General features: G+C 47.4%; 14 protein-coding genes. All 14 read left to right on the forward strand.

The window, feature by feature from the left end; all coding sequences use genetic code 11:
* The first annotated feature begins 113 nt into the window (after nt 1-113).
* Entirely contained in the window at nt 114-236 is a 123-nt protein-coding gene (locus tag Q0218_RS00840) for a hypothetical protein (protein ID WP_297965389.1), read from the forward strand.
* Between the two features lie 58 nt (nt 237-294).
* Nucleotides 295-1083, forward strand: a complete 789-nt coding sequence (gene flgG, locus Q0218_RS00845; RefSeq protein WP_002948143.1) for a flagellar basal-body rod protein FlgG — start codon at nt 295-297, stop codon at nt 1081-1083.
* 339 nt (nt 1084-1422) lie between these two features.
* Nucleotides 1423-2085 (forward strand): AzlC family ABC transporter permease, encoded by a 663-nt coding sequence (locus tag Q0218_RS00850; protein WP_297965391.1) that lies wholly within the window; start codon nt 1423-1425, stop codon nt 2083-2085.
* Entirely contained in the window at nt 2082-2420 is a 339-nt protein-coding gene (locus Q0218_RS00855) for an AzlD domain-containing protein (protein WP_297965392.1), read from the forward strand. Before Q0218_RS00850 ends, Q0218_RS00855 begins: the two co-directional genes overlap by 4 nt.
* A gap of 11 nt (nt 2421-2431) precedes the next feature.
* Nucleotides 2432-3418, forward strand: a complete 987-nt coding sequence (locus tag Q0218_RS00860; RefSeq protein WP_297965394.1) for a type II asparaginase — start codon at nt 2432-2434, stop codon at nt 3416-3418.
* Nucleotides 3419-3831: 413 nt separating this feature from the next.
* A complete protein-coding gene (locus Q0218_RS00865; RefSeq protein ID WP_297965396.1) occupies nt 3832-4323 on the forward strand; it encodes a YfbM family protein in 492 nt (163 codons plus the stop codon).
* 288 nt (nt 4324-4611) lie between these two features.
* The gene (locus Q0218_RS00870; protein ID WP_297965397.1) at nt 4612-5466 is read left to right on the forward strand and encodes a hypothetical protein; all 855 of its coding nucleotides are present in this window, start codon (nt 4612-4614) and stop codon (nt 5464-5466) included.
* Nucleotides 5467-5966: 500 nt separating this feature from the next.
* Nucleotides 5967-6449 (forward strand): 3-isopropylmalate dehydratase small subunit, encoded by a 483-nt coding sequence (locus Q0218_RS00875; RefSeq protein WP_297965398.1) that lies wholly within the window; start codon nt 5967-5969, stop codon nt 6447-6449.
* A 1-nt stretch (nt 6450) separates the two neighbouring features.
* Entirely contained in the window at nt 6451-7524 is a 1074-nt protein-coding gene (leuB, locus tag Q0218_RS00880) for a 3-isopropylmalate dehydrogenase (protein ID WP_002948110.1), read from the forward strand.
* A gap of 2 nt (nt 7525-7526) precedes the next feature.
* Nucleotides 7527-7772: a hypothetical protein gene (locus tag Q0218_RS00885; RefSeq protein WP_002952078.1), complete on the forward strand. Its 246-nt coding sequence runs from the start codon at nt 7527-7529 to the stop codon at nt 7770-7772.
* Nucleotides 7769-8290 carry a GlcNAc transferase gene (locus Q0218_RS00890; RefSeq protein WP_297965399.1) on the forward strand — a complete coding sequence of 174 codons (522 nt, stop codon included), beginning with the start codon at nt 7769-7771 and terminating at the stop codon, nt 8288-8290. Before Q0218_RS00885 ends, Q0218_RS00890 begins: the two co-directional genes overlap by 4 nt.
* A complete protein-coding gene (locus tag Q0218_RS00895; protein WP_297965400.1) occupies nt 8256-9392 on the forward strand; it encodes a CCA tRNA nucleotidyltransferase in 1137 nt (378 codons plus the stop codon). The genes Q0218_RS00890 and Q0218_RS00895 overlap by 35 nt, the downstream gene beginning before the upstream one ends.
* A gap of 249 nt (nt 9393-9641) precedes the next feature.
* Nucleotides 9642-10121 (forward strand): tRNA (cytidine(34)-2'-O)-methyltransferase, encoded by a 480-nt coding sequence (locus Q0218_RS00900; protein ID WP_297965401.1) that lies wholly within the window; start codon nt 9642-9644, stop codon nt 10119-10121.
* Nucleotides 10118-10570, forward strand: a 453-nt coding sequence (locus Q0218_RS00905; protein ID WP_366517402.1) for an endonuclease/exonuclease/phosphatase family protein, incomplete at its 3' end; no start/stop codon positions are given. The genes Q0218_RS00900 and Q0218_RS00905, both read left to right, overlap by 4 nt.

Below are 10570 nucleotides of genomic sequence, written 5' to 3' on the forward strand. Positions count from 1 at the left end.
GCCTTTTGCTACATACCTAAGAAATGCAAGAAATTGCGCCGAATTTGTAAATTTTAGACGGTTTTATGCAAAAGCGTAAAATTTAAGACCGCAAATTTGGAATATATTTTGCAATGGTAAAAGACGATGAGCCGCTTATTAGATACATAAAGATAAGCGGCAGTAGCTTGAGATGGAGACTAGGCGGTTTTTTGCGAGGCGAGGGCGCATATATTCGATACGTAACCGAAGCCTAGAAAAAACCAACGAAGTATACGCTCAAGATACAACGCGCTAAGAAAGGAAAACACGAAAATGATGAGGTCTATTTATTCTGCCGCCACCGGCATGATCGCCCAACAAACCCAGATTGACGTTACGTCGCACAATATCGCAAACGTAAACACCATCGGCTATAAGAAAAACCGCGCCGAGTTTGCCGATCTGATGTATCAGGTCATGGAGTATGCGGGTACGGCAACCAGCGCCACGACGAAAAGCCCGACGGGTATCGAGGTGGGTCTGGGCGCGCGTCCGACGGCGATAACGAAGATATTTTCGCAAGGGTATTTTAAAGAAACGAGTAACAACCTCGATATGGTTATCGCGGGTAACGGCTTTTTCCAGGTGCAGCTTCCAGACGGTACGACGGCGTATACTAGAAACGGCGCCTTTAAGCTAGATAGTGAGGGCACGATCGTAAACTCCGACGGCTATGTGCTTCAGCCGCAGATGACTATCCCGGCTGATGCCACGCAGGTTTCAGTCGGCACCGACGGCACCGTCTCCGTGCTGCAGCCGGGCAATACCGAGATGACGCAGGTGGGCCGCATCGAGCTAGCAAATTTTATCAACCCTGCAGGCCTGCACTCTATGGGTGACAACCTCTATCTGCCGACTGGCTCTAGCGGCGAGGTCGTAGTCGGTACGGCGGGTCTTGACGGTCTGGGTACGATTAGGCAGGGGTTTGTCGAGATGAGTAACGTACAACTGGTCGAAGAGATGACCGACCTCATCACGGGTCAGCGCGCGTACGAAGCAAACTCAAAGGCGATAACTACGAGCGATGATATGCTCTCTATAGTAAATAGCCTAAAGAGATAGCCTAAAATAGGCTAAATTTGACGCCGCTTGGTCTTTCAAATTTCCAAATTTGGGACTAGGCGGCTTTTTAAATTTACGGTAAAAAACGGCTAAAATTTATCTCAAATTTAGCCGTTTTATGGCAGTTCTTGCTTATAACTATTGATTTTTGGTTATGGTAATCAAGCATTTAAATCTAAGCTAAACGCCAAGCACGGACGGCTTAAATTTGATCGTTTGTCGATTATGCTAAAAATCTGCTTATCGTCAGCCAGTCTTTCAAAATTTGCTCAAAACTCCGGCCTTTATCCAAATTTTTTAAAATTTTAGCTATCATCGCGCTTTTATTAAGGAAAAAATTTGCATTTTAGTTACGTTTTTAAGCTTAGCATTCCGATATTTATGGGCTATTTTCCCCTCGGCGTCGCCTTTGGGATACTAGCTAAAAGCATGGGCGTTAGCGCTTTTATCGCCATAGCGCTTAGCACGCTAGCTTACGGCGGCGCGGCGCAGTTTATGATGCTATCGCTTTTTAGCGTCGGCACTGGGCTTTTAGAGGTTTTTATCGTGAGCTATCTGGTAAATTTACGCCATACTTTTTACGGGCTGGCGCTTTTAAAAGAGTACAAAGACCTAAAATACCGCCTTTTAAATATCGCGACTCTCACGGACGAAACTTTTGCGATATTTAAGGCGCTTAAGATCACGGACGCGGCGGAGCGCAGTTATATTTTTACGCGTTTAAATTTGATCTCGTGGTTTTACTGGGCGGCGGGAACGGCGGTCGGATGCCTAGCCGGTGGGCTGATAAAAGTCGATACGAGCGGACTTGAGTTTAGCCTCACGGCGCTTTTTATCGTTATCGTGATGGAGATGTTTAAAAACGATAAAAACTACAAGGTGCTAGGCGCGGCGTGCTTGTTTGGAGTCGCCGGCGTAGCGCTCATGCCTGCTAAAGCGATACTGGTAGGCTCGATGGCGCTTTGCTTTATTTTTATTTTAGTTTTTAAGGACAAGCTTTGATAAGCGTGAATTCTAGCGAGTGGGCGATATTTATGGCCGTTTTGCTAAGCGCGTTTGCGACCTTTTTGACGCGCGCCGCGCCGTTTTACGTCATTAAAAACTATAAGCCTAGCCCGTGGCTTAGCGCCGTGGAGCGACACATGGGGCTGATGATAATGGTTATTTTGGTGTGCTACGGACTAAGAGACGTCAAATTTGACGTTTATCCGTACGGACTAAACGAAGCGCTAGCCGTTTTTAGTGCGGTTTTGATTCATCTAAAATTTAAAAATACCCTGCTTAGCATCGCGGCTTCGACGGGCATTTATATGGCGCTAATCAGGCTTACGGCTTAAACGGAGGTTTTATGAAAAGAGTTACTATACTAGCAGTGGGCGGCACGGTAGCGGGAAGCGGCCCCGGATCGCTTGATGCGAGCTATACTTCTGGAACCGTTGCGGTGGATAAACTGATCGCGGCCGTACCTGAAATCAACAAGATAGCAACGATAAAAGGCGAGCAAATTTCAAACATCGGCTCGCAGGAGATGAACAACGAAGTTTGGCTAAAGCTGGCAAACAGAGTAAACGAGCTGCTAACTAGCGACGAGGCCGACGGCGTCGTCATCACGCACGGAACCGATACTATGGAGGAGACGGCGTATTTTTTAAATTTAGTCGTCAAAAGCGATAAACCTATCGTGTTTACGGGCGCGATGAGAAACAGCGGCTCGCTAAGCGCGGACGGCCCGCTAAATATCTATAACGCCCTAAACGTCGCGGTAAGCCAAGAAGCCGTAGGCAAGGGCGTAGTAGTCGTGATGAACGACGAGATCCACGCGGCTAGAGAAGTAACTAAAAGCGATACTACCGCGGTAGATACATTTAAATCTCCAAACAGCGGCAAGATCGGCACGGCGTATTACGGCAACGTCAAATTTTATATGAATCCGACGCGCAAACATACGCTAAATTCGGCATTTGATATCGCAAAGATCAAAGAGCTGCCAAGAGTAGATATCATCTATAGCCACTCAAACGACAACCCGGATTTTATAAATTTAGCCGTCAAAAACGGAGCCAAAGGCATCGTAAACGCGGGCATGGGTAACGGCAATCCATTCCCAAGCGCGCTTGAGGCTCTAGGTGAAGCGGCTAAAAGCGGCGTAACGGTCGTGCGAGGCTCGCGCGTAAGCAGCGGCGAGACGACTATGAACGGCGAAGTAGACGACGGCAAATACGGCTTTTTAACAAGTGACAACCTAAATGCGCAAAAAGCCAGAGTGCTTTTGATGCTTGCGCTTACGCAGACTATGGATAAGGCTAAAATCCAGGAGCTTTTCCTAACTCACTAAGCGCACGGCGTCTCGCGAGCGCTTTTATAGAAACCCCGCCTGCGGCGTCGCTTTGCTGGTTTTGAGAGAGATTTGAAATTTTAAGTCTGCGGCAGACTACGTGTCTAGCCTTGACTTAAAATTTCTGCACAACCCTCTTCGCTTTGGCGTTACGAGCAGGCGAAGTAAAAAATCATCTCGCGATACTTGCACTTTGTTTCTGTTTTTATTACGGCGGATTTGTTAAATTTGCGGTTTGCCCTCTCTTTTATAAATTTCATTTTTCAGCGGCTTTCGTTGCGACGAATTTATCTTAAATTCGCGTTTAAATTTACCGCGCTAGGCGGCAGAAACCTGACTAAAAACGGCGATTTGCAAGCGTAAATTTTAGCTTTCGTCGGGTATAATCGATTATTTTAATTTAAGGAGCGAAAATGGGAATGAGCGCGCGCTACTACGCATATACGCAAGAGGTTATCGAGGTGATCAAAAACGGCGGCGACGGCGAGGCGCTGGACGAATACGACCTGGATAAAATGTGGGACGCAATGCATAAAACGCTAACTGGCAAAAATATGTTTGAAGCGATGAGCGCGGGCGAGATTTTCGCGACGCCAAATCCGCTTAGCTGGGCGATATTTGGACGCGGCATGGCGGGCGAGGAGGGAAGCGAGGCGGTATCTTACGTGGACGCAGATGACGTAAAGGCCGTAGCCAAAGCGATGCAAAGCATTGACATCGGAGCGCTTTTAGCAAACGTAAATTTTACGGGCTTTGGCAAGGCGGGCACATACCCCGAGATATGGGAGTACGAGAGCGAATTTGAGGATATCAAAGCCGAGCTAAAAGAGCGTTTTAACGGGCTTTTGAGCTTTTATCAAAATGCCGCGGGCAAAGGCCTTGGCGTGCTGATCGTGATAGCGTAATTTCTAAATTTTACCACAAAAGCCGCTAAACCGTCGGCTAGCTTTAGGGCTGTTTTGCGGGGTAAATTTAAACCCGCGTATATAAACTTAAATTTGCGGGCTTAAATTTGCGCGCTTAGAGATTTGCTTGCTAAATTTACGCTCTGCACCCCAAAAAACGCAAGCAAAAGCCGCCAAGTCTGATAAATTTTTCGCCTGCGCATAAAAGCAATTTCCGCCCCTCGGCCTTGCATCGTCGCTCGCTATGCGGCCGGATTGACGGTATTTAGATGATTTTAAAGGATAAAAATGAAAATTTTAAAAGCTATTTTAGCGGCGGCATCGGCGGTTTGCTATCTAAACTCGGCCGTTTTGCCAGAAAACGACTGGAGCAAAAGAGAGCTAAAAGGCGAGGTTAAAAGCATGACGGCTACGGAGTACGAATACTCTACGGACGGCTCCGGGACGCTAGAAAATACGCGCGTAAAGCGGACGGAGTTTAACGAAAACGGCTATATACTGCAAGAAACCGAGCATATAAACGGCGTGCCAAACAGCTCGGTTTTGTTTGAGTACGGCAAAGACGGGCTAGTGCGCAAAAAATATCAAGACAGCGCCGTTTATCTCTACGAATACGAATTTGACGGCGAAAATTTAGTCGCGACGGCCAAAGAGCAGCATGTGGAGGATAGATTTTACCCCCGCACGGAGAAAACCACTTACGGCAAGGACGGCAAAATGATCGCTCGGGCGGCGTATTCCGGCGGGACGCTAGTGACGGACGATAGCTACGTCTACGACGAAAAGGGCGTTTTAACGCGGATAGAAAATAATATGGAGCCGCGCAACGGCATAGTGATAAGCTTCGAGCGCAAGCCAAACGGCGAATACGAAAAAATCACGCAAGCCCCAAACTCAAAATGGATTTATTACTACGCCGCAAACGGCGACGAGATGGAGTATACGTCGGTAAATTACTTCGGCTCTGAGGCAAAAATCTGGCAAATCTTGCAGTTTAAAGACATAATGAGGGACGAGCGGGGAAATTTGACGCGTAAAACCTCGGTCAAATTTAAGCCCGCGGACAAATACTACGAAAACGGCGACATAACGGAAATCGGCCTATATAAAAAGCTGGAAATCAGCTATGAATACTACGAATAAAAGCGCCTAGCTAAGGCAAATTTGCTTAAATTTACGCCCGCTTGCTCGCGCTTAGCTCGGCGTCATACCGTATGCTTGCGGTTTTTAGCCGGTGGCGAAATTTACGTGAAATTTACTTTTGCCGAGTCGGCGCGAGACGGCTATCTTTGCGCAGAATTTGCATACGGTGCGGCGGCCTGCGCTAAAATTTACGATTGACGCGTCGCCGCCCGTAAAATGCCGCCTAGTTTGGTCAAATTTACAACCCCGGCGGCAAAGCCTAGCGGACTTGATAAAGTCTTGCGTCGCCGTTAAACCGCTATAACTAGGCGGCGCTTGTTTTTGTTTTTATATTTTAGGCCGTTTTGCCGCTAAATTTAGCAAGGCCTAAATCCTTAGGGGCAAGCGGATTGCTTTATCTAGCCTCAAATTTACCCGCGCCGACCGCTACCTATCGCGCTTTGATTGTTTATTTAGCTTCTTTTGGATAAAATCGCCCAAATTTAATCTTAAGGTAAATCATGAAACAAGCAAAAGTTTGGAAATTCGGCGACAATATCGACACCGACATCATCATAGCCGCACGCTATCTAAACACCTCGGACGAAAAAATCTTGGCCACTCATATCATGGAGGACGCCGATCCCGAGTTTAGCAAAAAAATATCCGTCGGCGACGTCATCGTAGCGGGCGAAAATTTCGGCTGCGGCAGCTCGCGCGAGCACGCTCCTTTGGCGCTTAAGGCTGCAGGCATAGGAGCCGTGATAGCAAAGAGCTTTGCTAGGATTTTTTATAGAAACAGCTTTAACACGGGGCTTTTGATACTAGAAATCAAAGAAACGGACGAGATAAACGCCGGCGACGAGCTAAAAATCGACGTGGATAACGGCACGGTCGTAAATTTAACGAGTGGCAAAGAGTATAAATTTAGCCCGATACCGCCGTTTATGCAAGAGCTTTTAAAAAGCGGCGGCCTCATAGAATACGCGAAAACAAGGATATAAGATGGCTAAAATTTATAACATAGCGGTAATAAAGGGTGACGGCATCGGCCCTGAGATAGTGGATGAGGCGATAAAGGCGCTGGATGCGGCTAGCGCGGAGTTTGGTTTTGAGCTTAGCTATAACTTTTACTTGATGGGAGGCGCCGCGATCGACGTGTTCGGCGAGCCTTTGCCTAGCGAGACGCTTAGCGGCGCGCTAAATTCGGACGCAGTGCTTTTCGGCGCCATAGGCGGGCCTAAATGGGACGGCTTGCCGCGTCATCTGCGCCCTGAAAGCGGGCTTTTAAAGCTGCGAAAAGGACTTGGCGCGTATGCGAATTTGCGCCCGGCGATGATATTTGACGAGCTGGTGGATGCTAGTACGCTAAAGCCGTCCGTCCTTCAGGGCGTCGATTTTATCGTGGTTAGAGAGCTAACGGGCGGGATATACTTCGGTCAGCCGCGCGAGAAAAAAGAAAACAGCGCCTACAACACTATGACCTACACGAGCGAGGAGATCGAGCGCATCGCAAAGGTCGGGTTCGAAACCGCGATGAAGCGCAAAAAACGCGTCTGCATGGTCGATAAGGCAAACGTGCTAGAGACTAGCCAGCTATGGCGAGAGGTCACGAGCGAGGTCGCAAAGAGCTATCCGGAGGTAAATTTGGAGTTTATGTACGTCGATAACGCGGCTATGCAACTAGTGCGCGCGCCTAGTAAATTTGACGTGATTTTGACGGAAAATCTCTTCGGCGATATCCTAAGCGACGAGGCTAGCATGGTGTGCGGCTCGATAGGGCTACTGCCAAGCGCCAGCATCGGCGGCAAGGTGGGTATCTACGAGCCTATCCACGGCAGCGCGCCAGATATAGCGGGGCAGGGCATCGCAAACCCGGTCGCTACGATACTAAGCGCTGCGATGATGCTTAGGTATTCATTTGGCGAAAACGCGGCCGCGCAAGCGATCGAAAACGCCGTAAAAGCCGCACTCGCGCAAGGATACAGGACGAAGGATATAGCGCAATTTGACGCTAAAGAAATTTGCACTACGAGCGAAATGGGCAGTATCGTAGCCTCGCTCGTAAAAAAAGCGTAAAGATGAAAGATACGATTACCGAGGCCCTAATCTACGAGGCTCAAGGACTAAAAGACGACGCGCTGATAGTTTATAAAAACATCCTAAAGCGAGAGCCCGCAAACGCCGCCGCGATCGCCGCGATAAGGCGCCTAAGCGGCCTTAGCAGAAAAAAAACGGGCGTGAACGAGCAGATGCGCGATTTTTTCGTTAAGATGAAAACGGACGAAGAAATAACCGAATTTAAAAGGTGGCTGATAAAACTATGAAACTAGAAGAAATAGCGAAAATGGCGATAGACGAGGTGGCGATGGAGCTAGAGCGAATGGACGCCGCGCGCGAAAAACAGGACGTATCGCAAGAGACAAACGAAAGTAAAGACGGGATAAATTTGAGGGGCGTTCCCGCGTCAAGCGGCGACGTAAATTTGACCAATGCCGCCGGGCTTGCAAATTTGGTAGGCGAGATAAGCGTAGCGGAAGAGACTAGCGAGTTTGAGGCAGCTTTTAGTAGCGCGGTAAATTCGCAAAAAACGGCGGCGGAATTTGAGGCAGTAGAGGAGTCCGTCCTGACCGCCGCGCCGCAAAAAGCCTTTGAGGTCGAGGTTGCGAATTTTACGGGCGAGGAGATATTTCTAAAAAACCTAAAAGAACGCGTTTTGGTACTTTTTGAAGGGCTAAACGCGACTAGCGAGGAAAATCTAAAAGACAGGCTATCGCTCACGCTTAAATTTTTAGAATTCGTGCTGGCAAATGTCGAAAATCGGCTCGAAAATCTGCAAAAATAAAAATCTAAAATGGTTGCGAGATTTTCTAGCACCCTACACTAAGCGCGCGTATATCGTCGGCGGCTGCGTTCGCGACGCGATGCTAGGTAAAAAAATCTCCGACTTTGACGTTGAGATTTACGGTATCGACCCGGCTAAATTTGACGCGCTGATGGTGCAAATAGGCGCTTGCGGCGTGGGCAAAAACTACTTCGTTTATAAATTTAAAAATTTCGACCTTTCCTTACCGCGAACCGAAAACAAAACAGGAGAGGGACACAAAGCGTTTGAGGTCGCATATACGGACGACGAGCGCGCGGCGTCTTTGCGCCGAGACTTTACCGTAAACGCGATGATGATAAATATCTTTGACGGCTCGTTTTTGGACTTTTACGGCGGAGAGCGCGACCTAAAACGCGGTATCTTGCGCCATATCGACGATGAAAAATTCGCCGAAGATAGCCTGCGCGTACTGCGTGCGGTGCAGTTTAGCGCACGGCTAAATTTCCGTATCGCGCGAGGTAGTTTGAGGCTAATGAAACGCCTAAGTATCTCAGATCTTAGCCGTGAGCGCATAAACGGCGAGCTAATGAAGCTTTTCGGCGCTAAATTTCAAGAAATCGGCTTTTTATATCTTTATAAACTTGGGCTTCTTGGTAAAATTTTCGGGCTAAATTTGAGCCGCGCCGAGGCGGAAAAATTTGCCGCAAAGCTAAAAAGCACGGTTAAATTTCTACCCAAACAAAACGGTAAAAAAGACGAGCGCGAGTTTTTGTATCTTTTAAACGGCTATTTCGGCGTTAGAAATTTTTACGATTTAGCACTGCCAAAAAGCTTTGAAGCCTGCGTTAAAGAGCCGTTTTTTTCGCAGCGTCCAAGCGACGTCGAGTTGCTTAAAATCGCGCTAGATAAACCACTAAAAAGCTGGCTCGGGCTAAACTCGCCCAGCCTCATAAAAAGAGCTAAAAATTTAGGCGTTTATGAGGCTAAATTTGAGCCCGCTACCAACACGGCGGAGATTTTAAAGCAAGGCTTTAAAGGCGCTGAAATCGGCGCCGAGATAAGGCGCAGGCAGGATTTGGCGATAGAAAAATTTTTAAACGAAAAGTCAAGCCTAGCTTAAAAATTAACCTAGTTAAAAGCGCAAATTGGCTAAAATCAAGCCCTATTTTAAAGAGGCGAAAGTGGAAAAAATCTCAATTATAAATTTTCAAAATAAAAAAGAGCCATCGCGATATGCTTGCGGCGATATTTTTAAATACTACTTAAAAAATAATTTTTTAAAATTTACAAGCCTTGCAAAAACCTCAAATTTACGCGGCCCTGCAAGCGCTTTTGCGGCTTTTAAAATGCGGGCTAAGGCGGCTTTTTAATGTTTAATATCGTCCTCGTTCATCCTCAAATCCCCCAAAATACGGGCTCGATCGGCCGCATGTGCGTAAATGCAAACCTTAAGCTACATATAATCAAACCGACCGTTTTTGACATCAGCGAAAAGGCCGTTAGGCGCGCGGGACTTGATTATTGGGCGCTGCTAAATCCGGTGATTTGGGAGAGTTTAGACGAGTTTTTGCGCGCAAACGCCCAGTTCGAGGATAGATTTTTTTACGCTACGACGAAGGCCCATAAATTTTATTTTGAAGCGGAGTTTAAAAAAGGTGATTTTTTGTTTTTCGGCGGCGAAAGCACGGGTCTGCCTATGGAGCTGATGGAGCGAAATTTCGCAAACGCGATCAAAATCCCGATGGGCGAGCAGGGCAGGAGCTTAAATTTAGCCACGAGCGCAGGCATCATCGCGTATGAGGCTATCAGGCAAAATTTCGCCCAGTTAGGCCTTGGAAGCGCGCTATGAAATTTGCGGTAAATAGACTCTTTACTCTATTTTTTGCGGCTCTGTTTTTTGCCGTTTTTGCGGCGGGCGCCGAGCTAAAGATCGCTACGTTTAACGCGCAAAATTTATTTGACGCCAAAAACGACGGCAGCGAGTATAAGGATTTCGTCGTCGGCAAATCGGAGTGGAACGAGAAAAAGGCGAGCGCCAAATTTAAAGCCGTAAGCGCAAAGATAAAAGAGCTAAACGCCGATATCATCGCGCTTCAAGAGATTGAAAACGAAATGATTTTAAAAGAGCTGATGAAGGAGGCGGGATATAAATATTTTGCCTTTTCAAAGGGTAAAAACGGCCCCGTAGGCCTAGCCGTCATCTCTCGCGTAAAGCCTGAAAAAACGCAGATCTTTAGTGTGCTAAACGTTAAAACAAGGGACATTTTAAAGCTTGATTTTGAGGTTAACGGGCAAAAA

Source organism: uncultured Campylobacter sp., assembly GCF_938039245.1.
Taxonomy (GTDB): domain Bacteria; phylum Campylobacterota; class Campylobacteria; order Campylobacterales; family Campylobacteraceae; genus Campylobacter_A.

What these genes read in the sequence shown, in the direction of transcription:
- Q0218_RS00900 (WP_297965401.1), top strand. Translation starts at nt 9,642, where the DNA reads ATGTTTAATATCGTCCTCGTTCATCCTCAAATCCCCCAAAATACGGGC.
- leuB (WP_002948110.1), top strand. Translation starts at nt 6,451, where the DNA reads ATGGCTAAAATTTATAACATAGCGGTAATAAAGGGTGACGGCATCGGC.
- flgG (WP_002948143.1), top strand. Translation starts at nt 295, where the DNA reads ATGATGAGGTCTATTTATTCTGCCGCCACCGGCATGATCGCCCAACAA.
- Q0218_RS00890 (WP_297965399.1), top strand. Translation starts at nt 7,769, where the DNA reads ATGAAACTAGAAGAAATAGCGAAAATGGCGATAGACGAGGTGGCGATG.
- Q0218_RS00885 (WP_002952078.1), top strand. Translation starts at nt 7,527, where the DNA reads ATGAAAGATACGATTACCGAGGCCCTAATCTACGAGGCTCAAGGACTA.
- Q0218_RS00875 (WP_297965398.1), top strand. Translation starts at nt 5,967, where the DNA reads ATGAAACAAGCAAAAGTTTGGAAATTCGGCGACAATATCGACACCGAC.
- Q0218_RS00865 (WP_297965396.1), top strand. Translation starts at nt 3,832, where the DNA reads ATGGGAATGAGCGCGCGCTACTACGCATATACGCAAGAGGTTATCGAG.
- Q0218_RS00860 (WP_297965394.1), top strand. Translation starts at nt 2,432, where the DNA reads ATGAAAAGAGTTACTATACTAGCAGTGGGCGGCACGGTAGCGGGAAGC.
- Q0218_RS00870 (WP_297965397.1), top strand. Translation starts at nt 4,612, where the DNA reads ATGAAAATTTTAAAAGCTATTTTAGCGGCGGCATCGGCGGTTTGCTAT.
- Q0218_RS00895 (WP_297965400.1), top strand. Translation starts at nt 8,256, where the DNA reads ATGTCGAAAATCGGCTCGAAAATCTGCAAAAATAAAAATCTAAAATGG.
- Q0218_RS00840 (WP_297965389.1), top strand. Translation starts at nt 114, where the DNA reads ATGGTAAAAGACGATGAGCCGCTTATTAGATACATAAAGATAAGCGGC.